This is a genomic window from Serratia sp. PF-27 (assembly GCF_030053255.1).
Taxonomy (GTDB): Bacteria; Pseudomonadota; Gammaproteobacteria; order Enterobacterales; family Enterobacteriaceae; genus Serratia; species Serratia bockelmannii.
On sequence record NZ_JASGBT010000020.1, the window covers coordinates 236,655 to 262,607 of the forward strand.

At 63.6% G+C, this 25,953-nt stretch carries 27 protein-coding genes; 13 read left to right on the top strand and 14 right to left on the bottom strand.

Annotation, left to right across the window (positions count from 1 at the left end):
• Positions 1–60 precede the first annotated feature (60 nt).
• Entirely contained in the window at positions 61–972 is a 912-nt protein-coding gene (locus QMZ29_RS14125; RefSeq protein WP_025302038.1) for a LysR substrate-binding domain-containing protein, read from the bottom strand.
• Positions 973–1,112: 140 nt separating this feature from the next.
• Here QMZ29_RS14125 and QMZ29_RS14130 point away from each other — a divergent pair, with 140 nt between their 5' ends.
• From QMZ29_RS14130 to QMZ29_RS14140, 3 genes are read left to right on the top strand one after another with little or no spacing between them, the layout of a single operon-like run.
• The gene (locus QMZ29_RS14130) at positions 1,113–1,757 is read left to right on the top strand and encodes a hydrolase (protein WP_004939390.1); all 645 of its coding nucleotides are present in this window, start codon (positions 1,113–1,115) and stop codon (positions 1,755–1,757) included.
• A gap of 48 nt (positions 1,758–1,805) precedes the next feature.
• Positions 1,806–2,351: an antibiotic biosynthesis monooxygenase gene (locus QMZ29_RS14135; protein WP_049203908.1), complete on the top strand. Its 546-nt coding sequence runs from the start codon at positions 1,806–1,808 to the stop codon at positions 2,349–2,351.
• A 21-nt stretch (positions 2,352–2,372) separates the two neighbouring features.
• Positions 2,373–4,244 carry an amidohydrolase gene (locus QMZ29_RS14140; RefSeq protein WP_049203907.1) on the top strand — a complete coding sequence of 624 codons (1,872 nt, stop codon included), beginning with the start codon at positions 2,373–2,375 and terminating at the stop codon, positions 4,242–4,244.
• 101 nt (positions 4,245–4,345) lie between these two features.
• Here QMZ29_RS14140 and QMZ29_RS14145 read toward each other — a convergent pair whose 3' ends face one another.
• From QMZ29_RS14145 to QMZ29_RS14155, 3 genes are all read right to left on the bottom strand, one after another.
• Positions 4,346–5,476: a Gfo/Idh/MocA family protein gene (locus QMZ29_RS14145; protein ID WP_089195652.1), complete on the bottom strand. Its 1,131-nt coding sequence runs from the start codon at positions 5,474–5,476 to the stop codon at positions 4,346–4,348.
• Positions 5,477–5,704: 228 nt separating this feature from the next.
• Positions 5,705–6,328 (bottom strand): glutathione S-transferase family protein, encoded by a 624-nt coding sequence (locus QMZ29_RS14150; protein WP_025302034.1) that lies wholly within the window; start codon positions 6,326–6,328, stop codon positions 5,705–5,707.
• 15 nt (positions 6,329–6,343) lie between these two features.
• Positions 6,344–6,526: a DUF1127 domain-containing protein gene (locus QMZ29_RS14155; RefSeq protein WP_016928567.1), complete on the bottom strand. Its 183-nt coding sequence runs from the start codon at positions 6,524–6,526 to the stop codon at positions 6,344–6,346.
• 180 nt (positions 6,527–6,706) lie between these two features.
• Here QMZ29_RS14155 and QMZ29_RS14160 point away from each other — a divergent pair, with 180 nt between their 5' ends.
• From QMZ29_RS14160 to QMZ29_RS14170, 3 genes are all read left to right on the top strand, one after another.
• Positions 6,707–8,143, top strand: a complete 1,437-nt coding sequence (locus QMZ29_RS14160; RefSeq protein ID WP_049203904.1) for an aminotransferase-like domain-containing protein — start codon at positions 6,707–6,709, stop codon at positions 8,141–8,143.
• An 81-nt stretch (positions 8,144–8,224) separates the two neighbouring features.
• A complete protein-coding gene (locus QMZ29_RS14165; protein WP_149570239.1) occupies positions 8,225–9,250 on the top strand; it encodes an AraC family transcriptional regulator in 1,026 nt (341 codons plus the stop codon).
• Positions 9,247–9,912: a Rossmann-fold NAD(P)-binding domain-containing protein gene (locus QMZ29_RS14170; protein ID WP_025302031.1), complete on the top strand. Its 666-nt coding sequence runs from the start codon at positions 9,247–9,249 to the stop codon at positions 9,910–9,912. Before QMZ29_RS14165 ends, QMZ29_RS14170 begins: the two co-directional genes overlap by 4 nt.
• Before the next feature lie 7 nt (positions 9,913–9,919).
• Here the strand turns inward: QMZ29_RS14170 and QMZ29_RS14175 are convergent, their stop codons facing one another.
• Positions 9,920–10,345, bottom strand: a complete 426-nt coding sequence (locus QMZ29_RS14175) for an NUDIX hydrolase (RefSeq protein WP_261424093.1) — start codon at positions 10,343–10,345, stop codon at positions 9,920–9,922.
• 106 nt (positions 10,346–10,451) lie between these two features.
• On the opposite strand from QMZ29_RS14175, the gene sseA reads away from it, so the two are divergent.
• Positions 10,452–11,297 carry a 3-mercaptopyruvate sulfurtransferase gene (gene sseA, locus QMZ29_RS14180; protein ID WP_043136964.1) on the top strand — a complete coding sequence of 282 codons (846 nt, stop codon included), beginning with the start codon at positions 10,452–10,454 and terminating at the stop codon, positions 11,295–11,297.
• Here the strand turns inward: sseA and QMZ29_RS14185 are convergent.
• Complete coding sequence (locus QMZ29_RS14185; RefSeq protein ID WP_025302028.1) at positions 11,294–12,163, bottom strand: LysR substrate-binding domain-containing protein; 870 nt, start codon at positions 12,161–12,163, stop codon at positions 11,294–11,296. The two genes, sseA and QMZ29_RS14185, sit on opposite strands and share 4 nt — an antisense overlap.
• Positions 12,164–12,442: 279 nt before the next feature.
• On the opposite strand from QMZ29_RS14185, the gene QMZ29_RS14190 reads away from it, so the two are divergent.
• The 4 genes from QMZ29_RS14190 (at position 12,443) to QMZ29_RS14205 (ending at position 14,851) form a co-directional block, all read left to right on the top strand.
• The gene (locus QMZ29_RS14190) at positions 12,443–13,678 is read left to right on the top strand and encodes an FAD-dependent oxidoreductase (RefSeq protein ID WP_230490191.1); all 1,236 of its coding nucleotides are present in this window, start codon (positions 12,443–12,445) and stop codon (positions 13,676–13,678) included.
• 68 nt (positions 13,679–13,746) lie between these two features.
• Positions 13,747–14,007, top strand: a complete 261-nt coding sequence (locus QMZ29_RS14195; protein WP_261424104.1) for a type II toxin-antitoxin system Phd/YefM family antitoxin — start codon at positions 13,747–13,749, stop codon at positions 14,005–14,007.
• A 1-nt stretch (position 14,008) separates the two neighbouring features.
• Positions 14,009–14,314: a type II toxin-antitoxin system RelE/ParE family toxin gene (locus QMZ29_RS14200; RefSeq protein ID WP_261424106.1), complete on the top strand. Its 306-nt coding sequence runs from the start codon at positions 14,009–14,011 to the stop codon at positions 14,312–14,314.
• A gap of 24 nt (positions 14,315–14,338) precedes the next feature.
• Positions 14,339–14,851 (top strand): GNAT family N-acetyltransferase, encoded by a 513-nt coding sequence (locus QMZ29_RS14205; RefSeq protein WP_261424108.1) that lies wholly within the window; start codon positions 14,339–14,341, stop codon positions 14,849–14,851.
• A gap of 22 nt (positions 14,852–14,873) precedes the next feature.
• Here the strand turns inward: QMZ29_RS14205 and QMZ29_RS14210 are convergent, their stop codons facing one another.
• Complete coding sequence (locus QMZ29_RS14210; RefSeq protein WP_049272535.1) at positions 14,874–15,386, bottom strand: DUF2165 family protein; 513 nt, start codon at positions 15,384–15,386, stop codon at positions 14,874–14,876.
• Positions 15,387–15,520: 134 nt separating this feature from the next.
• Here QMZ29_RS14210 and QMZ29_RS14215 point away from each other — a divergent pair, with 134 nt between their 5' ends.
• Together QMZ29_RS14215 and QMZ29_RS14220 are read left to right on the top strand one after the other, a co-directional pair.
• Positions 15,521–15,784, top strand: a complete 264-nt coding sequence (locus QMZ29_RS14215) for a type II toxin-antitoxin system ParD family antitoxin (protein WP_261424112.1) — start codon at positions 15,521–15,523, stop codon at positions 15,782–15,784.
• 147 nt (positions 15,785–15,931) lie between these two features.
• On the top strand, positions 15,932–16,069 hold the full coding sequence (locus QMZ29_RS14220) for a type II toxin-antitoxin system RelE/ParE family toxin (protein WP_261424357.1): 138 nt from the start codon (positions 15,932–15,934) through the stop codon (positions 16,067–16,069).
• A 7-nt stretch (positions 16,070–16,076) separates the two neighbouring features.
• On the opposite strand, the gene urtE is transcribed toward QMZ29_RS14220, so the two are convergent.
• From urtE to uca, 7 genes are read right to left on the bottom strand one after another with little or no spacing between them, the layout of a single operon-like run.
• Positions 16,077–16,775 carry an urea ABC transporter ATP-binding subunit UrtE gene (gene urtE / locus QMZ29_RS14225; RefSeq protein ID WP_261424122.1) on the bottom strand — a complete coding sequence of 233 codons (699 nt, stop codon included), beginning with the start codon at positions 16,773–16,775 and terminating at the stop codon, positions 16,077–16,079.
• 12 nt (positions 16,776–16,787) lie between these two features.
• Positions 16,788–17,594: an urea ABC transporter ATP-binding protein UrtD gene (urtD, locus tag QMZ29_RS14230; RefSeq protein WP_015377102.1), complete on the bottom strand. Its 807-nt coding sequence runs from the start codon at positions 17,592–17,594 to the stop codon at positions 16,788–16,790.
• On the bottom strand, positions 17,591–18,667 hold the full coding sequence (gene urtC / locus QMZ29_RS14235; RefSeq protein ID WP_016928582.1) for an urea ABC transporter permease subunit UrtC: 1,077 nt from the start codon (positions 18,665–18,667) through the stop codon (positions 17,591–17,593). The genes urtD and urtC overlap by 4 nt, the downstream gene beginning before the upstream one ends.
• Positions 18,667–20,247: an urea ABC transporter permease subunit UrtB gene (gene urtB / locus QMZ29_RS14240; RefSeq protein WP_261424123.1), complete on the bottom strand. Its 1,581-nt coding sequence runs from the start codon at positions 20,245–20,247 to the stop codon at positions 18,667–18,669. Before urtB ends, urtC begins: the two co-directional genes overlap by 1 nt.
• 56 nt (positions 20,248–20,303) lie before the next feature.
• A complete protein-coding gene (urtA, locus tag QMZ29_RS14245; protein ID WP_261424125.1) occupies positions 20,304–21,572 on the bottom strand; it encodes an urea ABC transporter substrate-binding protein in 1,269 nt (422 codons plus the stop codon).
• Between the two features lie 26 nt (positions 21,573–21,598).
• Positions 21,599–22,318, bottom strand: a complete 720-nt coding sequence (locus QMZ29_RS14250) for a GntR family transcriptional regulator (RefSeq protein WP_261424358.1) — start codon at positions 22,316–22,318, stop codon at positions 21,599–21,601.
• 14 nt (positions 22,319–22,332) lie between these two features.
• Positions 22,333–25,953, bottom strand: coding sequence for an urea carboxylase (gene uca, locus QMZ29_RS14255; RefSeq protein WP_261424128.1), 3,621 nt, complete (start codon positions 25,951–25,953; stop codon positions 22,333–22,335).

Genomic DNA, 25,953 nt, shown 5'->3' on the forward strand with positions numbered 1-25,953 from the left:
GGCCTAGTGTCTTTTTCATTCCCGATGTCCTTATTGGGGATTAATCTTTATCGAGCGCCCTTACTGCGCCGCTGGGTAAGCCTCACCGTCATCCGCGTAACGCTGCAGGCGCTCGCGCCACCACTTGGCCGCCAGGCCGCTGGCGCTTTCACGCCAGCCGAAATAGGCAGCGTCGCTGCAGCGCTCAGATTCAACGCGTTTCGCCACCAGTTCGCCGCTGTTCAGGTAAGGTTCCGCCAGAGAGCGCGGCAGATAGCCACAGCCCAGCCCGGCCAACTGCGCCTGCAGTTTGGCGTCAAAGCCGAAGACCGTCAGCGTATCCTGTTCTTCCAGCAGGTTCAGGCTCTGCGGCGCGTTGACGCGCGAGGTATCGCGCACCACCACCGCCCGGTGCTGACGGATCTCATCCTTCGGCAACGGTTCCGGCAGCGCCGCCAGCGGATGCTGCGGCGCGACGGCGAACACGTAATCCAGCTGCCCCAGGCGGCTGAACGCATAGCCCACCCGCGACGGCGGCTCGCAAATGGCGCCGATGATAATGTCGGCGCAGCCGTAAACCAGCGACTCCCAGGAACCGGCCAGCACCTCGTGGCTGAAACGCAGCCGGGTATGGTGATGCTGCCGATAGAACTCGTCGATCAGCGGCAACAGGCGGGCAAACGGGAAGGAGGCGTCGATCCCAAGCGTGATCTCGCTTTCCCAGCCGTTCTCCACGTAGCGCGCCTGCTGTTCCAGATCCTGCGCCGCGCGCAGCAGCACCCGCCCTTTTTCCAGCATCAGCTTGCCGGTATCGGTGAACTTCGCCCGATGGCCGGAGCGGTCCAGCAGGGTGATGTCGAGATCGTTCTCGAGCTTTTGCACCATATAGCTCAGTGCCGAAGGGGTTTTAAACAGTGCGGCGGCCGCGGCGGCGAAAGATCCGTGCCGGTCCAGCGCGTCCAAAATCAGCAGCGCTTCCAGGTTTAATCTCATGCTTTCTCCCGTGTATAAAAAAACTCAACAAGTCGGCAAAAATTCTGCGGTATCTTTGAAATCGCCCTCTGCCTACCATGGGTTTTATCGGCGTTACACTCATCAGATGTTCAACCGAAATATCACTGGGAAGGTAAATTATGTCCAAGTTTCAACTGCTTGATAAAGACAACTCCGCACTGATTTTTATCGATCATCAACCACAAATGGCCTTCGGCGTGGCTAATATTGATCGTCAGCAACTGAAAAACAACGTTGTTGGTTTGGCGAAGGCAGGCAAGATTTTCAACGTCCCCACCCTTTTCACCTCGGTCGAAACCGAAAGCTTCAGCGGCTATATCTGGCCGGAACTGCTGGCGGTACACCCTGAAATCACCCCGATTGAACGTACCTCGATGAACTCCTGGGAAGACGCGGCCTTCGTCAAAGCCGTGGAAGCCACTGGCCGCAAAAAGCTGGTGATCTCCGCGCTGTGGACCGAAGTCTGCCTGACCTTCCCAGCGCTGATGGCGCTGGAAGCCGGCTATGAAGTGTACGTGGTGACCGACACCTCCGGCGGCACCTCCGTCGATGCGCACGAACGCTCGATCGATCGCATGGTGCAAGCCGGCGCCGTACCGGTGACCTGGCAACAGGTGCTGCTGGAGTACCAACGCGACTGGGCACGCAAAGACACCTACGACGCGGTGATGGCGCTGGTGCGCGAACACAGCGGCGCGTACGGCATGGGCGTCGACTACGCTTACACCATGGTGCACCACGCACCGGCCCGCACGGTGAAATAATTCCCCCTGCCCCGGCCCCGCGCCGGGGTATTTTCAGGAGTCGGTTTTATGGCCCATCCGCAGCATGTCACGCTGGTGATCACCCACCGTTTGGCGCCGGGGAACGAGCAGGCCTATGAGGCCTGGCTGAACCGCATCATGCCGGACGCCGCGGGCTTCACCGGCCATCTGGGCGTCAACGTCATCCGCCCATCCGACAGCGAACAGGCCTATACGGTGCTGGTCCGCTTCGACAATGTCGACAATCTCTACCGCTGGCTCAACTCGCCGCTGCGCAAGCAATACATCGAAGAAGTCACTCCGCTGTTGCTGGAGAACGACCATATCGAGATCCGCCCCGGCGCGGAGTTCTGGTTTACCCCACCCAACCCCAACGTGCGCCAGCCGCCCCAGTGGAAGCAGTTCATCATCACCCTGCTGGTGATCTTCCCTTCCACCAATCTGGTGCCCTGGTTTTGGGGGCTGGCGCTGCCGCAGCTGGACGGCACGCTGCTCGGCCATTTTCTCAATGACGCCACCGTGGTCGCCCTGGTGGTGTACCTGTGGATGCCCATCGTGACTCGCGTTTTTCATCAATGGCTGACCCGCCGCTAGGCGGTTCGCCGGGAGAATGTTATGAACCACCACGCTTCATTGATCATCACCAACGGCAAGTTTCACACCGTCGATCGCCAAAATCCTACCGCACAGGCGGTCGCCATCCGCGACGGCAAGTTTCTGGCGGTCGGCAGCGAAGGCGAAGTCATGCAGCACGCCGGGCCGGAAACCCAGGTGATCGACCTGCATGGCCACACCGCCATTCCGGGCCTGAACGACTCGCACCTGCACCTGATCCGCGGCGGCCTGAACTACAACCTGGAGCTGCGCTGGGAAGGCGTGCCTTCGCTGGCCGACGCGCTGCGCATGTTAAAAGAGCAGGCGCTGCGCACGCCGAGCCCGCAATGGGTACGGGTGGTCGGCGGCTGGACCGAATTCCAGTTTGCCGAACGCCGCATGCCAACGCTGGACGAAATCAACCAGGCGGCGCCGGACACGCCGGTATTTATTCTGCATCTCTACGATCGCGCGCTGCTCAACCGCGCGGCGCTGAAGGTGGTCGGCTACACCAAAGACACGCCGAACCCACCGGGCGGCGAGATCCAGCGCGACGCCAACGGCAACCCGACCGGCATGCTGATCGCCAAACCCAACGCCATGATCCTGTACGCCACGCTGGCGAAAGGGCCGAAGCTGCCGCTGGAACAGCAGGTCAACTCCACCCGACAGTTCATGCGTGAGCTGAACCGCCTCGGCCTCACCAGCGCCATCGACGCCGGCGGCGGTTTCCAGAACTACCCGGAGGATTATCAGGTGATCGCCGAGCTGCACGAGAAAAAGCAGCTGACCATCCGTATCGCCTATAACCTGTTCACCCAACGGCCGAAGCAGGAACTGGAAGACTTCGAGCTGTGGACTGATATGCTCAAGCCAGGCCAGGGCACCGATTTCTATCGCCACAACGGCGCCGGCGAGATGCTGGTGTTTTCCGCCGCCGACTTCGAAGACTTCCTGCAGCCGCGCCCGGATCTGCCGCCGGGCACCGAAGACGAGCTGGAGCGAGTGGTGCGCCATCTGGTCGAGCACCGCTGGCCGTTCCGCCTGCACGCCACCTATGACGAATCCATCAGCCGCATGCTGGACGTGTTCGAGAAGGTGAACCGCGACATTCCGTTCAACGGCCTGCACTGGCTGTTCGACCACGCCGAAACCATTACCGAACGCAATATTGAGCGCGTCAAGGCGCTGGGCGGCGGCATTGCGGTGCAGCATCGCATGGCGTTCCAGGGCGAATATTTCGCCGATCGCTACGGCATCGAAGCCACCAAACATACGCCGCCGGTAGCGAAAATGCTGGCGGCTGAGCTGCCGGTCGGGCTGGGCACCGACGCCACCCGCGTCGCCAGCTACAACCCGTGGACGGCGCTGTACTGGCTGGTCTCCGGCCGCACCGTCGGCGGCATGGCGATGTACGACGACAGCGCCCGTCTGGATCGCGAAACGGCGCTGATGCTGTGGACGCAAGGGAGCGCCTGGTTCTCCACCGAACAGGGCAAGAAAGGCCAGATCAAGGTCGGTCAGTTGGCGGATATGGCGGTGCTGTCGCAGGACTATTTCAGCGTGCCGGAAGAGCAGATCAAAGGCATCGAGTCGGTGATGACGGTGGTGGATGGCAAAGTGGTCTACGCCGCTGGCAGCTTCTCGCCGCTGGCGCCACCGCCGCTGCCGGTGCTGCCGGAGTGGTCACCGGTCACTCAAGTGCCGGGCCACTACCGCTCCGCGCCGCCGTCGGCGGCGGCCCGCGTCGGGGTAGTGAGCCAGGCGCACCAATGCTGCGGCCCGTGCGGCGTACACGCGCATCAGCATGACATTGCGCGCCGCTCCAGCATCCCGGTGTCGGACGAGAATGCCTTCTGGGGCGCGTTCGGCTGTTCGTGCTTCTCGTTCTAAGTTGCCAGCCCAGCAACTTATTACGCAACTAGCTTAATAAGATACTAAGTTAGTAAAGTAGCAAATTAATGGCGCTGTCCACGGAGAGCGCCATTTTATTGTCAATCGCGGTTGATCTCCAGCCAGCGCCGCTGCTCGGCGGAGGTGGCTATCGCATCCAGCACGCAAGACACCTTCCAGCCTTCTTCAAAGTCCGGCCACATGCGATCGCCCGCGGCGATGCCGTTGACCAGATCGCGGATCTCCACCGTTTTCTGATCGTTAAAACCAATGCCGTGCCCGGCGCTGATGCAAAACGCCGCATAGTCCGGGTGCTTCGGCCCCACCAGCAACGTCTTGAACCCCTGCCGCTCCGCCGGTTCATCATGCCGATACAGCTTCAGCTCCGCCATCCGTTCCTGGGTATAACTCAGCGTGCCTTTGGTGCCGGTGACCACATAGGTCAGCCCCATCTTGCGCCCGCAGGCGATGCGCGACGTTTCGATCGTGCCCATCGCCCCGCCGGCGAAACGCAGCAGTGCACTGGCCTGATCTTCGTTTTCCACCGGCAGCAGGCGCGCCGGGTCTTGCGGGTCCGGGCGCTGCTTGATCACGGTCTGCATATCGCCAGAGACCGCCACGATATCGCCCACCAGGTAGTGCGCCATATTGACGATGTGCGCCGCCAGATCCCCCAACGCGCCCAGCCCGGCGCTGGCGCGGCGGCAGTGCCAGTCGATCGGCGTGCGCGGGTCGGCCAGGTAATCCTCATTGTGGGTGCCGTAAAAATGCACCACCTCGCCGATTTCGCCGTTGGCGATGATCTCGCGCGCCAGCTGGCTGGTCGGGTTCTTCATGTAGTTGAAACCGACCAGCGTTTTCACGCCCTTGGCGCGGGCGGCCTGCACCATCTCCGCCGCGTCGGCGGCGTCCAGCGCCAGCGGTTTTTCCGAATATACGTGCTTGCCGTGGCGGATCGCCTCCAGCGCCATCTCTTTGTGCAAGAAATTAGGGGCGCAGATGTCTACCACGTCGATCGCCGGATCGGCCACCAGCTGCCGCCAGTCGCCGGTCGAACGCGCAAAGCCGAACTCGGCCGCGCGCTGCGCCGCCAGCTCGGGCGTCACCTCCGCCAGCATCTCCAGCACCAGATCCCCTTTAAGGGGAAATACCGTGGGGGCCTGCGCATAAGCGATAGCGTGACAACGCCCGATATAACCGGTGCCGATTAACCCAACGCGTACCTGTTTCATCATTTTCTCCCGTGACCGAAATTCTGTGTAGAACCAGGCGCGGCTCAATGAAACGCGCCGATTGATAACGGGTTTATATGGAATATAAATTTCAATAACAAGCACGCGGGAAAATAAAGTTCATATTCGTGATGCCGTTCATGAAACGTTGACGGGATGATGCAATGAGGAAAGCCCGGACGCGGCTGGTCGTATCCGGACGGGATAAAATGAACCATTTATTTCATATTACGGTAAACCGTTGGCACCGTGTTGCACGTAGCCAGGGCGTTGCAGCAGGCGCTGCTGATAGGCCGCCAGCGCCGCATAATTCGGCCGCTCGAACGGCGTCATCAGCCAGCGGTTCAGCGACAGCCCCAGCACCACGTCCGCCAGCGTGAAGGTGGCGCCGGCGGCATAAGGGCCGTGCTGCGCCAAATGCCTGTCCAGCAGCCCCATCAGCCGATTCCACTCGCGTTCGGCGGCGGCCAGGCTGGCGGCATCTTGGTAATCCGCATGCCCGCGCACGCGCGACATGAACACATAGCGCCAGGCGCCGTTCAGATCGGTGGCCTGCCAGTCCATCCACATCTCCACCGCCGCGCGCGCGCCGGGTTCCTGCGGCAGCAGATCGCGGCGCCCTTCCCGCCCCACCAGATAGCGGCAAATGGTGTTCGACTCCCACAGCACCCGCTCGCCGTCAATCAGCACCGGCACCAGGCCGTTGGGATTCAGCGCCAGAAACGCCGGCTCCTGCGTGGAGCGAAAGCCGCTGCCCCAGTCTTCCCGTTCCAGCGTCAGCCCCAGCTCCTGACAGGTCCATAACACTTTGCGCACGTTGATTGATGAAGCCTTGCCCAAGACTCTCAGCATCGGTTTTCCTCTTATCTATTCTTTCCAGAAAGGTTTACATCCTTCACGCAGCGCTTCTGCACGCGACAAACCAATATCGATCAGCCGCGCATCGTCCAGCAATAATAATTCTTTTCGCGTCCTGTAGCGTTGCAGATACAGACGCCAGCGTGACCCACCGAATGAGCGCCGCCGCGGCGCGCCAGTAAACAGAGCCATCTTGTTATTCTCCCTGATGTTTTCGCGTTGCAGTCATCATGCTCGCCGAGAGAAAAACAATACAGATTCACGCTGGCGCTATTTTTTTCATACAGCTGCACCAAAAAACCCACTGAATGGTTTACTTTGAAAGCATCTGTACCGGTTTTTTAATTCTTACCGCCGATGAGAGGCCTCTGTATGACACGCTACGCCACGCTGGCCGCCATTCTCAGCCAACGCATTCAGCAAGGGTTGTATCCGGCCGGCCATCGCCTGCCTTCGGTGCGCGCATTGAGCCAGGAGCACGGCGTCAGCATCAGCACGGTGCAGCAAGCCTACCGGCTGCTCGAGGAACAGCGCCTGGTGGAAGCGCGGCCGAAGTCGGGCTACTTCGTGCATACGCGGCGCGCTCAGGCCGAGCTGCCCGCTATGACGGCGCCGGTGCAGCGGCCGGTGGACATTTCGCAATGGGAGCAGGTGCTGGAGCTGGTGCGCAGCCGGCCGCGCGAAGGCCTGATCCAACTGGGGCGCGGCATGCCGGACGTCGCCGAGCCGACGATGAAACCGCTGATTGTCGCCCTGCGCAACGCCGCCCGCCACGGCGACCTGCGCAGCCTTTATTACGACAGCATTCAGGGCGTGACCGCGCTGCGTGAACAGGTCGCTCGTCTGCTGCTGGATTCCGGCTGCCATATCGGTGCCGATCAGTTGCTGATCACCACCGGTTGCCAGGAAGCGATCTCCGCCGGGCTGCGCGCCGTTTGCCAACCCGGCGACATCGTGGCGGTCGATTCCCCCTGCTTCCACGGCACCATGCAAACGCTGAAGGGATTGGGCATCAAAGCGCTGGAAATCCCCACCGATCCGCTCACCGGCGTCAGCCTGGCCGCGCTGGAGATGGCCCTTGAACAGTGGCCGATCAAGGCCATTCTGCTGACGCCCAACTGCAACAACCCGCTGGGCTACATCATGCCCGACGCCCATAAACAGCGGCTGCTGACGCTGGCGCAACGCCACGATGCGGCGATCATCGAGGATGACGTTTACGGCGACATCGCCTATCACTACCCGCGGCCGCGCACCATCAAGTCGTTCGACGACGACGGCCGCGTGCTGCTGTGTAGCTCGTTTTCCAAAACGCTGGCGCCGGGGCTGCGCGTGGGCTGGATCGCGCCCGGCCGCTATCTGGAGCGGGTGCTACACATGAAGTTCATCGGCTCCGGCGCCACCGCCACCCAGCCGCAGCTGGCGATCGCCGAATTTATCCGCAGCGGGCACTATCTGCAGCACCTGCGGCGCATGCGCGCCCGCTACCAGCAGAACCGCGATCGCATGACCGATTTGATCCTGAAACACTTCCCGGTCGGCACCCGCGTCAGCCGGCCGCGCGGCGGTTTTATGCTGTGGATCGAATTGGACGAAGCGTTCGATACCCTGCGGCTAAACCGCCATCTCGAGCAGCAAGGCGTACAAATCGCCGTCGGCAGCATTTTTTCCGCCGCCGGCAAGTACCGCAACTGTCTGCGCATCAACTATGCGCCGACGCTGACGACGGAGATCGAACAGGCGGTACAACGGGTCGGCGCCACCATCCAGGCGCTGATGCCAACCGACAGTTTGGCGCAATCGGATTAAATCTTGACGCGATCGGATTATCGGCGCACGGACGGGCTGTTTTAGAGTAATGCCTTCTCTTACCACTGGCAGGCAACAACCATGAGCAGCGATCAAATTCCGGTTTCCAACGCGTTGGCGGTGCGCCTCGCGGCGCAAGGCGTCGATCTCGAACGGGTCGGTCAGTTAGCCGGCTTGCCCGCCGGGCTGCTCAGCGAGCGGCGCGTAAAAGTGCGGTTGACCACCCACCAGTTCTTCGCCGTCTGGCGCGCCCTCGCCCAACTGAGCGACGATCCCGCCTTTGGTCTGCGGCTGGGCGGCGACGTCGCGCCGGAGCATTACGATATCGCGTCAGTCGCCGCACTGCACTCCGCCACGATGGGCGAAGCGCTGCGTAAAGTCGCGCGCTACAAACGGTTGGTGTGCCCGGAAGAACTGATGCTGGAGGAAGATGGCGACAGCGTTCGGCTGCATACGCGTTGGACGATGATCGAGGACCCTACGCCGGAATTGCTGATAGACACCATGTTCGCCTCTATCACCACCCTGTGCCGCCGTGGCACCGGTTTACCGCTGCAGCCCAAGGCGCTTGAGGTGACCCGCCGTCGCGATCCCCACTCGCCGCTGCTGCGCCACTTCGGCTGCCCGGTGCGATTCGACGCGCCGCAGGACGTGCTGGTGTTCGATCGCGCGCTGATGCGGCAGCCGCTCATCACTTATGATCAGGACATGTTGGCGCAGCTGCTGCCGGAGCTGGAGGCCGAGTTGGCCGAGGTGTGCGCCGAGCAAAACTTACCGATGCAGGTGATGGCGATCCTCGGCCGCAGCATGCGCGGCCAGCGCCCCAGCGTCAACAGCGTGGCCGCGGAGCTCTATCTCAGCCCGCGCACGCTGCAGCGCCGTCTGCAACGGCACGGCTACAGCTACCAGCAGCTGCTGGACAAAACTCGCCATCGTACCGCCTGCCGCTTGTTGGCGGATACCGATCTCGAGCCGGGCGAAATCGCCTTTGTGCTGGGATTCGAAGAGCTGAATTCGTTCAGCCGCGCCTTTATTCAGTGGGAAGCGCTGACGCCCAGCCGCTGGCGCACTCAGCGTGCAGCCGACCATCGGGAGGACAGAGCATGAAAGTGATTATCTTCGGCGCCAGCGGCATGGTGGGCCAGGGCGCGCTGCGAGAATGCCTGCGCGATCCGCGGGTCAGCGAAGTGCTCAGCATCGGCCGGCGCCCGTTGGCGCAGAGCCACGCCAAACTGCGCCAGCTCTCCCTGCCCGACCTGCGTGACCTGTCGGCGCTGGAGCCGCAGCTCGCCGGCTACGACGCCTGTTTCTTCTGTCTGGGGATTTCGTCCGCCGGCCTGAGCGAAGCCGAGTATCGCTCGGTAACTTACGACCTGACGCTGGCCGCGGCTCGCCCGTTGGCGACGCTGAACCCGACGATGGTCTTCATCTACGTTTCCGGCGTCGGCACCGACAGCAGCGAACGCGGCCGCAGCATGTGGGCCAGGGTCAAGGGCGCCACCGAAAACGCACTGCTGGCGCTGCCGTTCCACGCGGTGATGTTCCGCCCCGGCGCCATTGTGCCGCTGCACGGCATTCGCTCCAAAGTCCGTACATACGATCTGATTTATCGGCTGTTCAAACCGCTGTGGCTCGGCGCATTGCGGCTGTTTCCCTCGCAGGTGAGCAGCACCGAACGAATCGGGCTGGCGATGCTGGCGGTGGCGCGCCGGGAAACCGCCTTGCGCATCCTGGAGCCGCCGCAGATCAATCAACTGGCGACGCGCTGAAATACCGTCATCCACCGCGCCGCCGCCAATACGCCGCCACCCGGCGGCGCAGATGCTCGATGCCCTGCGGATGCTCAATAAACTGCGCCACCGGCATCATCCGCCAGCGCTGGCCTTCGTCGCCAAAGCGAATGGCGGCGATCTGCGCCGGGGCGATCTCGCCGGCCATAAACCAGGTCGGCGGGGAGCCGGGCAGAACGCCATCGTAGCGCCGCCGCCAGACAACCTGACAATCCGCGATCGTCACGCCGAACTCTTCCTGCGTTTCCCGCTGCACGCACTGCAGCGGCGTTTCGCCGTTTTCCCGCCCGCCGCCAGGCAGATCCCATTGACCGGGCCATGGAATGCCCGGCTTGTCGTCCCGTTGGTAAACCAGCAAGCGATCGTCGCACAGCAGCGCGATCTTGGCCCCGCCAAACGCCTCGTCCGTCATGATTTCTCCGCTCCCGGCCCATCGCCTTTGACCGAACATCATACTTCATCCCCGCGCGGCCTGGTGTATAGTGAAAATCCGTTTTCACAACAGGCGAACAATAACGATGAACTCTCCGTTTCTGGTGACTCCCCAATGGCTTGCGCAACATATCAACGATGAAAATCTGGTGGTGATCGACGTTCGGATGTCGCCGGTGGGGCTAACGCCGAAAAAGGACATGCTTGCCGAGTTCGAACGCGGCCATATCCCCGGCGCGGTCTATTTCGACATCGACGACGTGGCGGACAAAAACACCGCGCTGCCGCACATGCTGCCGACGGCGGCGGAGTTTGGCGCGGCGGTGGGCAAACTGGGCATCAGCGAGCGCGATACCCTGGTGATTTACGACGAGGGCAACCAGTTCTCCGCACCGCGCGGCTGGTGGACCTTCCGCAATTTCGGCGCCGAGCATGTTTACGTACTGGACGAAGGGCTGAACGGCTGGACCGCGCTGGGGCAAGCGCTGGCAACCGGCCCGGCGCAGCCTGCCCCGCAGACGTTCAACGCCCGGTTCAACGCCGACGCGGTGGTGGATATGCGGCAAGTGGAACAGGCGCTAGGCACGCCGGTGCAAATTCTCGACGCGCGCGCCGCGCCGCGTTTCCATGCCGAAGCGCCGGAGCCGCGTCCCGGCCTGCACCGCGGTCACATTCCGGGCAGCATCAACATTCCGTACGGCGAGCTGCTGGAGAACGGCCGTTTCAAATCGCTGGAGGCACTGCGCCAAACCTTCAGCGACAAGGGGGTGGACATCAACGGCCCGATCATCACCAGCTGCGGCTCCGGCGTGACGGCGGCGGTGCTGGCGTTTGGCTTGTTGTCGCTCGGCGCGCCGCAGGTCAAGCTGTATGACGGTGCCTGGAGCGAATGGGGCCAGCTGAGCGGCAAGCAGCCAATCGCCCAAGATTAGGTTTCGATCCGCTCGACCACGATCTGCGCCAGCCGCTGCACGGCGGCCGAAGGCTGATCCTCGGCGCGGTGCAGCACCACGCCGAGTTGGCCAAGAGCGGGCAGCAGATCGGGGGCCAGCGGTGACAGGCCGGGCGGTAAGCCCGCCGCCGTGCGCACCGTGACGCCCAACCCGGCGCTCACCGCCGCCCAAACGCCATTCAGGCTGCGGCTGGTAAAGGCGATGCGCCAGGGAATACCGGCGCGATCCAGCGCCTGCGTCGCCGCGCTGCGCATCAGACAGGGCGCGTCGAACATCACCAACGGCAAGGGCTCATCCCCTTCTCGCCACGGCGCCAGCGCGAAGCCGGGCGAGGCGATCCAGTGCAGCTGCCGCTGCCCCAGCGCCTGATGAAACGGCGTGCTCAAACCGCCATCCCACGCCAGCGACAGATCCAGCTGGCCTTTCAGCACCCAGTCGATCAGCTCGGCATTGCGGGCGATGCGCGCCTCGATGCGCACCTTCGGATTGGCGCGCGCGAAGCTGCCCAACACCTGCGGCAGAAACGTCTCGCCGAAATCCTCCTGCAACCCCAGCCGCACCGTGCCCTGCAGATCCAACCCGCGCACCGCGGCGGCGGCTTCGTCATTGAGCTCCAGCAGACGGCGCGCGTAGCCGAGCAGGGTTTCCCCCGCCTCGGTCATCACCATGCCGCGCCCAGCCTTGCGCAGGATCGGCGCGCCGACCTGCTGTTCCAGCTTTTTCAGGTGGGCGCTGACCGCCGACGTCGAACGCCCCAGCCGTTCAGCCGCCTTGGCGAAGCTGCCCAGCTCGACGCCGGTGACGAAGCTGCGCAAATCCTCGAGATCGAACGTTATTCGCCCCATGCTGACCGTCCTGATTTTTTGAACCATCAATCAAAATAATACCGATTTTACTGATAAAGATGGCGTGTCACGCTCTCCGGGTCAATGTCTTTCCGGAGAATCCTTATGCTCGCGATGCAATACCGTTTCACCCTGCCCGCCGATTACGCCCCTCTGTCCGCCCCCTTTGACCACACTGCGCCGCGGGTTGACAGTCAAACTTGATATTGATAATCATTATCAACATTAAACATTCACTTGCGGCTCGCGGGATGCGGCCGCTCTCCGGGGTCAACCGCCATGCCGTCATCACCGATCACACCTTACGCCACCACCTGCTGCATCGTGGGGGGCGGCCCCGCCGGGCTGATGCTCGGCTATCTGCTGGCGCGGGCGGGGATCGACGTGACGGTGCTGGAGAAGCACGCCGACTTCCTGCGCGATTTTCGCGGTGACACCATTCACCCGTCGACGCTGGAAGTCATGCACCAACTGGGCCTGCTCGACGAACTGCTGACGTTGCCGCACCAGCGTGCGGAGTCCCTGCACGCCGAAGTCGCCGGGCGCGACATCAAGCTGGCGGATTTCACCCGCCTGCCGACGCGCTGCAAATTTATCGCCTTTATGCCGCAGTGGGAGTTCCTCAACTTTTTGGCCCAGCAGGCCGCCGCCTTCCCCAACTTCAGGCTGCTGACCTCGGCGCAGGTTCATGAGCTGCTGTACGACCGCGGCCAGGTATGCGGCGTGCTGGCCGACACGCCGGAAGGCCCGATCCGCGTGCGCAGCCAGCTGGTGATCGGCACCGACGGCCGCAACTCGGTGGTGCGCGAGCAGGCGGCGCTCAGCAGCCGTTCCTTCGGCGCGCCGCGCGACGTTGTGTGGATGAAGCTCAGCAAGCAGCCGGGCGATCCGGCCTGGTCGATGGGCCACACCGGGCCGAAGCAGAACTTCATCATGATCGATCGCGGCGACTACTGGCAGTGCGGCTACTCGATCGATAAAGGCAGCTTCGACGCGATCCGCGGTATCGGCCTGGAGAAATTTTTGCTGCACCTCGCCGAGGTGGCGCCATTCCAGGACGATCGTCTGCAGGAGATCGTCGAGTGGGATCAGGTGAAGCTGCTGAGCATCCGCATCGATCGTCTGGATCGCTGGGCCAAACCGGGGGTGCTATGCATCGGCGACGCCGCGCACGCCATGTCACCGATCGGCGGCGTGGGCGTCAACCTGGCGATTCAGGACGCGGTGGCCGCCGCCAATGCCCTGATCCCGCCGCTGCGCCAGCATCGGCTGCAGCTGAAGCATCTGCTGAGCGTGCAGCGCCGGCGCGAATTCCCCACCCGGGCCATCCAGTTTTTGCAGATAAAAATGAGCCAGCGCAAGCCGGGCGAACGCCGCGCGGCGGGCGGTTCGCGCCTGATCGCCCGCGTCGGCAACAGCCGCTGGCTGCCGCGCCTGTTCGGCCGCATCATCGGCCTGGGTTTTCGCCGTGAAACGCCGCGGCATCTGTCCAACGAAACCTGCCCGCCGGAATAGCATTGGTGATTTTTTCATCGCGCCGTATAATGGTTAAATCGAACGATTTAATTAACTGGAGCGATTAAATGTACGCACTCACCGCGAACGAGGCAAAAACCCAATTCGGCGATTTGCTGCTCAAGGCGCAGCGTGAACCGGTGCAAATCAATCGCAACGGCAAACCGGTCGCCGTCGTCATGTCGGTAGAAGACTACCAGGCGCTGGAAGATCTCAAATTACGCGCGCTGCAGCAAAAAATCACGCAGGCTACCGCCGAGGAAGACGCCGGTAAGGCAGTAGACGGCGATGCCTTCTTCAACCGTCTGCTCACCGACGAAACCGACTGATATGCCCGCGTTTCGCCTCACCCCGCAAGCCCAACAAGATCTGCTGGCTATTCGTCATTTTACCGTCGAGCACTGGGGCCAAGCGCAATCTCGCCGCTATCTTGAGCAGATGAGAGAAGTCATGCATCATCTGGCGAACATGCCGGAAGCGGGTAAAGCTCACTTTCACGATCTGGGCGAAGAGGTACGCAGTTTTCCTTACGCCAGCCATAGGATCTACTACCGCAGCCGTCCTGCCGGCATCACCGTTCTCGCCATTCTGCATCAGGCGATGGTGCCCCACCGGCATCTGGAACAACGGCTGTAATTTCTCTTACTCAAAGGGGCACAGATGTTCACCGTCCGTCAGGCATTGCTGGAAGATTTAACGCAGGTGCGCGATATCGGCATCCGCACCTATCGCGCGCACTTCGGTGAGCTGTGGCGCTACCCACACGAGCTGGAGGCCTTTTTGGCCGAGGATTTTTCCGTCTCCGCGCTGGAACAGACGCTGCGCGATCCCGACGTGTGCTGGCTGTTGGCCTATGAGAATGCCGCCCTCGTCGGCTATGCGCGGCTCAACGTCGACAGCCTGCTGGCGCCAACGCAAACCCGCGGCGCAGAGCTGCAGAAAATCTATTTCCTGCCGGGCCATGCCGGCAATGGCTATGGCCAGCGCCTGTTCGAACAGGTGCAACAGCGGGCCATCGAGCGCCGGCAAAAGACGCTGTGGCTGGAGGTGCTGCAACGCAACACCGGCGCCCAACGCTTTTATCAGCGTCAGGGATTGAGCATTTGTGGCGAGACCTGCTACACCAGCGCCCAGGGCTCGATAGGCATCTGGTATATGAGCAAGGCGCTGTAACCGCGCCCCGCTCCGCCGTCGTTTAGCGCGGCTCCCGCTGCAGCATCAGGAACAGCAAGGCAAACGCATTGGGCGCCAGGTAGATCAGCGCCCCCAGCTGCACCGCCAGCGGATCCTTCTTGGCCTGCCAGGCCATAAACCAGTCGCCGGCGACCACCATAAAGCCGACGCCCCACACCGCAATTGCGCAAATCGCCCCCAGCATCGCCCAGGCTTTACCCTTGGCGAAGGCGGCGTAAGGGCCTTTCAATCGCCCGATCATCAACACCACGCCTGCCGCCGCGAATAGACCGGCCAGCGTTTCCAGCGTGGTGATGACCGCCAACCCCAACATGCAGGCCCAGTCGGCGCTGATCGCGCGCCACATCAGCCCCGGCGTCTGATAGGTATCCTGCATGGCAAGCAATGGCCCCACCGCATTGCGCGCGGTGCCGGCAAAATCCGCCGTATTGTTTAACAGGCTGAACAGCCCCCACAGGGCCGGAAACAGGGACAGGACGATGCAACCGAGGCGTGACACAGTGATTTCGTTCATGGTTATCCTTAATGAATAAACGGGTGACTCCCGCCCTCATGACGGGACCGCTATTGAGATCCTGATAGTTTGACGTGCACAATGTAAGAACTAATCTTACAATGACGCAGCATAGCCGAAAGTGAGGAGGAACAATGGGCAGAACATTAACGGTAGATCTGGGTGACGAACTGCGTAGCTTCGTCGAAGACCTGGTGGCCAGCGGCGATTACCGCACGCCCAGTGAAGTCATCCGCGAATCGGTGCGCACCTTGCGCGAACGTACCGCCGCCTCAAAGCTGGAAGAGCTTAGGCGCCTGATCGCCGAAGAAGAAAACAGCGGTGAGGCCGTCGAATGGGATCGTGATGTGTTCATGGAAAGAATACGGAGCAAAGCAAGAGGATGCGCAGAAAAGTAACCGTTCGTCCAAAAGCGTTGGACGATATGGAAGAGATCTATTTTTACGGGTTGGCGCACTTTGGCTTACAGGTGGCCGAAGATTATCTGCGCCACCTGCATCAGGCTTTCGATAACCTTAGCCACCACCAACTCGGCAGAAACCTCGATGCAATCGACCCCCGGCCTATGGGTATTGCCCGTCGCCAACCACCTGATTTATTTTCGACAGCAGAGGCGGGAGGTGAATATCATCAGAGTGCTGCATCATTCCCGCGATCCGCTCAGCCAATCCTTTTTAAGCTGACCCAACGTCAAATCGCCACCAGCCCGCGTACGCCGTCCTGTTCCATGGCGCTGCCGGCGCCGCGCTGCACGATGCTGCCGCGCGACATCACCAGATAGCTGTCCGCCAGATCGGCGGCAAAGTCATAGAACTGCTCCACCAGCAGGATCGCCATATCGCCCCGCGCCGCCAGTTGTTTGATCACCACGCCGATCTCCTTGATCACCGAAGGCTGGATCCCTTCCGTCGGCTCGTCGAGGATCAACAGCTGCGGCCGGCAGGCCAGCGCCCGGCCGATCGCCAGCTGCTGCTGTTGCCCGCCGGAGAGATCGCCGCCGCGCCGATCCTTCATTTGCCGCAGCACCGGAAACAAGTCATAGATCGGATCCGGCACCGCGCGCGCGTCGGCGCCGGAAAAGCGCGCCAGCCCCATCAGCAGATTTTCCTCGACCGTCAGACGCGGGAAAATCTCCCGCCCCTGCGGCACATAGGCGATGCCCGCCTGCACCCGCTGATGCGGCTTTTTGCCGGTGATGGTTTCGCCCTGCCAACGAACGCTGCCGCTGCGCGCCGGGACCAACCCCATCAGGCATTTCAGCAGCGTGGTCTTGCCCACGCCGTTGCGCCCCAGCAGACAGGTCACCTCGCCGATGCGCGCCTCGAACGACAGGCCGCGCAGGATGTGGCTGCCGCCATAATACTGATTCAATTCCTCTACCTGCAGCATGATTACGCCTCCTCAGCGCCCCAGATATACCTCAATCACCCGTTCATCGGCCTGCACCTGCGCCAGCGATCCTTCCGCCAGCACCTGCCCCTGGTGCAGCACCGTCACGCGATCGGCGATGGTTTCCACAAACCCCATATCGTGTTCCACCACCATCAGCGAATGCTTGCCCGCCAGCTCGCGGAACAGTTCGGCGGTGTAGTCGGTTTCGGCGTCGGTCATGCCGGCCGCCGGCTCGTCGAGCAGCAGCAGGTGCGGCTCCTGCACCAGCAGCATGCCGATCTCGAGAAACTGTTTCTGCCCGTGAGATAAAAGCCCGGCGGGCCGGTGGCGTTCATGCCCCAGCCGCAGGGTCTTCAGCATCTCGTCGATGCGGTCGCGCTGTTCGCTGCTTAACCGAGCGCGCAGGCAGGCCCACACCGACTTGCGGGTTTTCTGCGCGATCTCCAGATTTTCGAACACCGTCAGCGCCTCGAACACCGTCGGTTTTTGAAACTTGCGGCCGATGCCGGCGTGGGCGATCTGCATCGGCGCCAGCCGGGTCAGATCGACGGTCTGATCGTAAAACACCCTGCCGCTGTCCGGCCGGGTCTTGCCGGTGATCACATCCATCAGCGTGGTCTTGCCGGCGCCGTTGGGGCCGATCACGCAGCGCAATTCGCCGACGCCAATGCGCAGCGACAGATCGGTCAGCGCGCGAAAACCGTCGAAGCTGACGTTGACGTTGTCGAGCTGCAGCACCGGATCGGTTTGCTGCCGGTATTTATCCGCCGGCAGCGGGTGGGTAAACAGCTCGTCGGTCACTTGCATCGCTTTCATGAGGTTTTCCTCCGGCGCAGCAGACCGATCACCCCTTTGGGCAGAAACAGCGTGACGACGATAAACATCAGGCCGAGGAAGAACTGCCAGTATTCGGGAATGGCCATGGTGAACCAGCTCTTGGCGCCGTTGACGATGCCGGCGCCGAGCAGCGGCCCTACCAGCGTGCCGCGCCCGCCGAGCGCCACCCAGATGGCGGCCTCGATCGAGTTTGTCGGCGACATTTCGCCGGGGTTGATGATGCCGACCTGCGGCACATAGAGCGCGCCGGCCAGCCCGCACAGCACCGCCGACAGCGTCCAGACGAACAGCTTGAAACCCTTCGGATCGTAGCCGCAGAAGGTCAGCCGGTTTTCCGCATCGCGCACCGCAGTCAGCACCCGGCCGAATTTGCTGCGCGCCAGCGCAAAGCCGATGGCCAGGCTGGCGGCCAGCAGCAGCACCGTCGCCAGAAACAGCGCCACTCGCGTGCCGGCGGCGGTGATGGGAAAGCCGAGCAGCGTGGTGAAACCGGTAAAGCCGTTATTGCCGCCGAAGCCGGTTTCGTTGCGAAAGAACAGCAGCATGCCGGCATAGGTCAGCGCCTGGGTCATGATCGAGAAATACACCCCTTTGATTTTCGAGCGAAAGGCGAAGTAGCCGAACAGGAAGGCCAACAGGCCCGGCACCAGCACGATCAGGCACAGCGCCCAGGCGAAATGCTGGGTGCCGCTCCAAAACCACGGCAGCTCATTCCAGGAGAGGAACGCCATAAACGCCGGCAGCCCGTCGCCCGCCGCCTGCCGCATCAGGTACATGCCCATGGCGTAGCCGCCGAGCGCGAAGAACAGCCCGTGGCCGAGCGACAGCAGCCCGGCATAGCCCCACACCAGATCGAGCGCCACCGCCACCACCGCGTAGCACAGGATCTTGCCCGCCAGCGTCAGGGTATAGGTGGACACCGCCAGCGGATGATCCGCCGGCAACAGCGTCATGAACGGCATCACCAGCAGCGCCAGCAACGCCAGCCCGCCGATGCTCAACGCCAGCCGGGGCGCTTTCTGCACGCCGGTTACGGTCAATGGTTGGCTCATCAGTCAATCACCCTGCCCTTAAGGGCGAACAGCCCCTGCGGACGCTTTTGAATAAACAGAACGATCAGCACCAGGATCAGGATCTTGCCCAACACGGCGCCGATCTGCGGCTCGAGGATCTTGTTGACGATGCCGAGGCCGAAGGCCGCCGCCATCGTCCCCGCCAGCTGGCCGACGCCGCCGAGCACCACCACCAGGAACGAATCGATGATGTAGCCTTGCCCCAGCTCCGGCCCGACGTTGCCCAACTGCGACAGCGCCACCCCGCCGAGCCCGGCGATGCCGGATCCCAGCCCGAAGGCCAGCATGTCCACCCGGCCGGTGGGCACGCCGCAGCAGGCCGCCATCGCGCGGTTTTGCGTCACCGCGCGCACGTTCATGCCGAGGCGGGTCTTGTTCAGCAGCAGCCAGGTCATCGCCAGCACCAAGAGCACGAACGCGATCACCGCGATGCGGTTCCACGGCAGCACCAGGTTCGGCAGCAGCTGCACGCCGCCCGACAGCCACGCCGGGTTGGCGACCTCCACGTTCTGCGCGCCGAACAGCACCCGTACCAGTTGGATCAGCACCAGGCTGATGCCCCAGGTGGCCAGCAGGGTTTCCAGCGGCCGACCGTACAGGTGGCGGATCACCGTGCGCTCCAGCAGCATACCGATCCCGGCGGTGATGGCGAACGCCACCGGCAGCGCCGCCAGCGGGTAGAGCGCCAGCCACTGCGGCGCAAATTGCTGAAACAGCCCCTGCACCAGATAGGCGGAATAGGCGCCGAGCATCAGCATTTCACCGTGCGCCATATTGATGACGCCGAGCAGGCCGTAGGTGATCGCCAGGCCGAGCGCCGCCAACAGCAGGATCGAGCCGAGCGACAGGCCGCTGAACGCCTGGCCGAGCAGATCGCCGATCATCAGGCGGTGCTGCACGCGCTGCAGGCTGCGCTGCGCCTCGGCGCGCACCGCGGCGTCCGGCTCATTGGCCGCATCGGTCAAGGCTTGCAGCCGCGCGCGGGTTTCCGGCTCGCCCGATTCCCCCAGCAGCCGCACCGCATTGAAGCGCACCTGCGGGCTGGCGTCGGCCAATTGCAGGTTCGCCAGTGCAATGCTCAGCGCGTCGCGTACCTGCGGGTCTTTCTCCTGCGCCAGCCGCCGGGTCAACAGCGGCAACTGCTCGCCCTGCGCCTCGCGCTGCAGCGCGGTCGCCGCCTGCAGCCGCACCGCCGCGTCCGCGCTGACCAGCCGCTGCGCCGATAACGCGTTGGCGATCAGAATGCGCAGCCGGTTGTTCAGCCACACCTTCTTCGGTTCGCCAACCGGAGCCGCCTCGCCCTCGAGCGGCAGATAGCGATCGCCCTGACGGATAAAGGCGCGCTTCGCCCCGTCGATCGCCACGGTTTCCTGCTGCAGCCCCTGCAGCAGCGGCAGGCGCGCGGCGTCCGGCTCGGCCGCCCACGCCTGCAGCAGTTTGGCCTGCTGCGCACGGTTGGCCGCCGCAAACTCATCGGCCGGCCCGGCCTGCGCCAGCAGGGGCCAGGTGCACAGCAGCCACAGCCCGACACGCAAAGAAGATAAAAACGGAGATTGCATCAGCTGCCTCTTCTGTTGGGCCGGCGGGCGTTGGGCCGCGCCGGCGCTGAGTGACGTTACTTGCCGCCTTTCACCGGGTAATCCGGTTTTTTGTCGTTGCCGGCGATATACGGACTCCACGGCTGCGCGCGCACCGGCGCTTCGGTCTGCCACACCACGTTGAACTGGCCGTTGCCCTCGATCTCGCCGATCATCACCGGCTTGTGCAGGTGGTGATTGGTCTGATCCATGGTCAGCGTGAAACCCGACGGCGCGGCGAAGGTTTGCCCGGCCATCGCCGTGCGCACCTTATCGACGTCGGTGGTGCCGGCCTTTTCCACCGCCTGCGCCCACATATGGAGGCCGACGTAGGTCGCTTCCATCGGATCGTTGGTGACCGCGGTGCCGTAATTCGGCAGGTTGTGCGCCTTGGCGTAGGCTTTCCATTGACTGACGAATTGTTTATTGGTCGGGTTATCCAGCGATTCGAAGTAGTTCCAGGCCGCCAGGTTGCCCACCAGCGGTTTAGTGTCGATGCCGCGCAGCTCTTCCTCGCCGACCGAGAAGGCGATCACCGGCACGTCGGTGGCCTTGACGCCTTGGTTGGCGAGCTCTTTGTAGAACGGTACGTTGGAGTCACCGTTGATGGTGGAGATCACCGCCGTGTTGCCGCCGGCGGCGAATTTTTTGATGTTGGCGACGATGGTCTGGTAATCGCTGTAGCCGAACGGCGTATAGACCTCTTCGATATCCTTGTCCTGCACGCCTTTGCTGTGCAGGAAGGCGCGCAGGATCTTGTTGGTGGTACGCGGATAGACGTAATCGGTGCCCAACAGGAAGAAGCGCTTGGCGCCGCCACCGTCCTCGCTCAGCAGGTATTCCACCGCCGGGATCGCCTGCTGGTTCGGCGCCGCGCCGGTGTAGAACACGTTCGGCGACATCTCTTCGCCTTCGTATTGCACCGGATAGAACAACAGTCCGTTCAGCTCCTCAAACACCGGCAGCACCGACTTGCGCGACACCGAGGTCCAGCAGCCGAACACCGCCGCCACCTTGTCCTGGCTCAGCAGCTGGCGCGCCTTCTCGGCGAACAGCGGCCAGTTGGAGGCCGGATCCACCACCACCGGCTCCAGCTTTTTGCCGAGCACCCCGCCTTTGGCATTGATCTCGTCGATGGTCATCAGCGCCACATCCTTCAGCGGCGTTTCGGAAATCGCCATGGTGCCGGAGAGCGAACTCAGAATGCCGACCTTGATGGTGTCGGCGGCCTGCGCGCTCCAGGCCAGGCCCAGGCCGACAGCGGCGGCGGACAGCGCAAAAGCTTTGATAAAACGGCGACGTTGCATAGTTCAAACTCCTGATGTGTATGAAATCAAAATCGTTGCGCCGAGTGCGCAGGCTGCTGGGCCCGCGCCTGATGCAACATGTGCAGCGTTATTTTTCGTACCTCTGCCTTGCTGACGGCGATGTGCTCGCCGAGCAGCGTTTGCGCCGCCCCGCTTTGCCGCTGCAGGATCGCCTGCAAAATGGCGGCGTGTTCGCGGTAGGTGGCGTCCACCCGCGCCTGCTGGGTGAAATCCAGCCGGCGAATGATGCGGATCTTTTCGGTCAGTTCGCGGTGAATGCGCGCCATTTCGCCGTTGCCCGCCGCGGCCACCAACGCCTGATGAAACTGCTCATCGTGCTGCGACACCGCCTGGCCGTCAGCCAGGCGCGGCGCTGCGGTCCAAAAATGGCTCAGCGCCGCCAGCGCGTCCGGCGTTTCCCCAGCCGGACGTTCGCACAGCCGTTTCACCGCCTCTTGTTCCAGCACGATGCGCAGGTCGTACAGCTCTTCGAAGTAGGCGAAGTCGAACGGCCGCACCTGCCAGCCGCTGCGAAACAGCACCTCGACATAGCCTTCGCGCTCCAGCCGAAACAGCGCCTGGCGCACCGGCGTGCGGCTGGCCGCCATGCGCTGCGCCACGTCGCTTTCGCTGAAGCGATCGCCCGGCAGCAGGCGAAACTCGAAGATGTCGGCCTTGAGCTGCAGATAAATGCGCTCCGCCAGCCCCTCCGGCCGCGCCTTGTGCTCCCCGTTGGTGATTTGCATCATCGCCCCTCCGTTCAAACCGCCTTTTCCAGCCACAGCAGGGCGTCGCCCGGCCCGACCGGCCGCCCCTGCCGGCAGCTGATGCGTTTGACGATCCCGGCGCGCGGCGCGGTGACCGCCAGCTCCATTTTCATCGCCTCGACCACGATCAGCGGCTGGCCGGCCGCCACCGCCTGCCCCGGCTCCACCAGGATCTTCCACACGCTGCCGTTCAGATCGGCGCTGACCCGATCGCCGTCGATCGCGTCGTCTTCAACCGGCGGCAACAGCTGCGCCTCGGCTTCGTCGTCATCGCTGCGCCAGCGCGCCACCTCGGCGCTGAACGCCTGCTGCTGGCGATGCTGGAAATCGGCGATCGCCTCGGCGTTGTCGGCCAGGAAATCGGTGTAGGCGGCGAAGTCGAATTCGCTCTCTTCGATGCGCACCTGCATGCGCCCTTCACGGAACGCTTCGCGCTGCTCGTCCAACTCTTGCTCGCTGACCGGGTAGAAGCGCACCTGATCGAAGAAGCGCAGCAGCCAGGGCTCACCGGCGGTGAACTGCGGGTTTTTGAGGAATTTGTTCCAGATCGGCAGCGTGCGCCCCACCAGCTGGTAACCGCCCGGCGAGTCCATGCCGTAGATGCACATGTACATGCCGCCGATGCCGACCGTCCCTTCGGCGGTGTGGGTGCGCGCCGGGTTATATTTGGAGCTCAGCAGGCGATGGCGCGGATCGAGCGGCACCGCGCAGGGCGCGCCGAGGTAGACGTCTCCCAGACCGAGGATCAGGTAGCTGGCGTCGAACAGAATGTCGCGCACCTGCTCGCGTCGGCTCAGGCCGTTGATGCGCTGGATGAAATCGACATTGTTCGGCAGCCAGGGCGCCGAGGCGCGCACCGTCTGCTGATAGCGATCCACCGCGCCCAGCGTGGCCGAATCCTCGAACGCCAACGGCAGCCAGACGGTGCGCGTCGGCACCTTCAGGCGGCTGACGTCCCCCAGCGCCCGTTCGCGCGCCAGCAGGCGCTGCAGCAGATCGGCCTGGCTTATCAGCCGGCTATCGTAGCGGATCTGCAGCGAACGCACGCCCGGCGCCAGCTCCGCCACGCCCGGTATCGCCTCCTCTCGCAGCGACTGCATCAGCAGATGGATGCGCAGCCGCAGCGCCAGATCGAGCACGTTGTCGCCATACTCCATCAGAATGTAACCGTCCCCCGCCTGGCGATACGCCACCGCCGGGCGCCCTTCCGCCGCCGGCAGCGCCGCCAGCACCGCGGCGGAAACGGTCTCCGCCGGGGCCAGATCCGGCGGCGGCAGGGTGATGGCCTTCACCGCCGCCAGCGCTTCGATGCTGCCAAGCTGCGCCTGCTCCAGCGACTGCGCCTGGCGAAAGCCGATCGGATGGAACCGGATGCGGTCGCCCGGCTTCACCTGCCCCACTTTCCACAGCTCGGCCTTGGCGATGGTTACCGGGCAGACGAAGCCGCCGAGGCTCGGCCCGTCGCGGGTCAGGATCACCGGGAAGTCGCCGGTGAAATTGATCGCGCCGATGGCGTACTCGCAGTCGTGCACGTTGGAAGGATGCAAACCGGCTTCGCCGCCGTCCTCTCTCGCCCATTCGGGCTTCGGCCCCGCCAGGCGCACGCCGAGGCGGTTGGAGTTGTAATGCACCTGCCAGTCGGTGGCGAAGAAGGCCTCTATCGATTCAGCGGTGAAAAAATCCGGCGCGCCGTGCGGCCCGTACAGCACGCCGATGTGCCACTGGTCGCCGTAGTGCGGGATCAGGCTGTCGTCCATCGCCTGCGGCGCGGCGATCGGCGCCGGGGTGGTGCTGGCCGCCAGCGCCGGTTGGGCGATCGCCAGCATGTCCGCTACCCGCAAGGTGCGCCCGGCGTGGCCGCCGAACTGGCCCAGCGCGAAGGTGGAGCGGCTGCCGAGATACACCGGCACGTCAAAGCCGTTGCGTACCGCCAGATAGGTGCGGCAGCCTTGCGTGGCGCGCCCCAGCGTCAATACCTGCCCGGCCCGCACCGCGATCGGCCGCCAATACGCAACCGCCTCGCCATCCAGGTCGGCCGGGCAGCTCGCGCCCGTCAGCGCGATCGTGGCGTCGCAATGAAAGCGCAGCGTCGGCCCCTGCAGGGTAAACTCCAGCCCGGCGGCCGCCGGATGATTGCCGACGATGCGGTTGGCCAGCCGAAACGCGAAGTCGTCCATCGGGCCGGACGGCGGCACGCCGATGTCCCAATAGCCGAGGCGGCCGGGATAATCCTGCACGCTGCTGTAGGTGCCGGGTTGCAGCACTTCGAGGCAGTGCGGCTGGAAACGCACATCGTCCAGCAGGCGCGTCCAGACGTCGCCGCGCTGAAATTGCGGCGTGGCGATCACCTGCCGCAGATAATCGAGGTTGGTGGCGATGCCGTGCAAGCGGGTCGCCGCCAGCGCCACGCGCAATTTTTCCAGCGCCTGCGCCCGATCCGCGCCGTGCACGATCAGCTTGGCGATCATCGGGTCGTAAAACGCCGAGACTTCGCTGCCGGTCGCCACCCACCCGTCGAGTCGCACGTCGTCAGGGAAATGCACCTCGGTCAGCACGCCGGGGCTGGGCTGGAAGTTTTTCAGCGGATCTTCGGCGTAGAGGCGCACTTCGATCGCCGCGCCCTGCGGCGCGCGCTGCAACGCCGCCCAATCCAGCGCGTCGCCCGCCGCCACCTGCAGCATGCATGCGATCAGATCCAGGCCGGTGACCATCTCGGTGATCGGGTGCTCGACCTGTAAGCGGGTGTTCACTTCCAGGAAGTAAAACTCGTCGCGCGCGGCGTCGTAAATGAATTCCACGGTGCCGGCGCTGCGGTAATTCACCGACTCGCCCAGCGCCACCGCCGCCCGATGCAGCGCCTGACGGGTCGCCGCCGGCAGGTGTGGCGCCGGGGTTTCTTCCACCACCTTTTGGTTGCGGCGCTGCAGCGAGCAGTCGCGTTCACCGAGCGCCGCCACCTGCCCCTGGCCGTCGCCGAAAATCTGTACCTCGACGTGGCGCGCCCGATCGACGAAGCGTTCGATAAAGGCGCCGGCGTCGCGGAAGAACTGCTCTCCCAGCCGTTTGACGCTGTCGTACGCGTCGCGCAGCGCCGCCTCGTCGTCACAGCGCGTCAGACCGATGCCGCCACCGCCGGCGGTGCTTTTCAGCATCACCGGGTAGCCGATGCGCGCAGCGGCCGAGACCGCCTGCTCAACGCTCTCCAGCAAGCCGGTGCCCGGCGTCATCGGCACCCCGGCCAACGCCGCCAGCTCGCGCGCCCGGTGCTTGAGGCCGAACTCGCGCATCTGCGCCGCCGTCGGGCCGATAAAGGCGATGCCCGCCGCCTCGCAGGCGTCGGCAAACTCGGCGCTCTCGGACAAAAAGCCGTAGCCGGGGTAGATCGCCTGCGCGCCGGTGGCCGCGGCCGCCGCGAGGATCTTGTCGATGCGCAGGTAGCTGTCGGCGGCCTTGTCGCCGCCAAGCGCCACCGCCCTGTCGGCCTCGGCGACGTGCGGCGCATTGCGGTCGGCGTCGGAATAGACCGCCACGCTGGTTACGCCCAGGCGTTTCAGGGTGCGAATGGCGCGGCAGGCGATTTCGCCGCGGTTAGCGATCAGTACGGTAGTAAACAT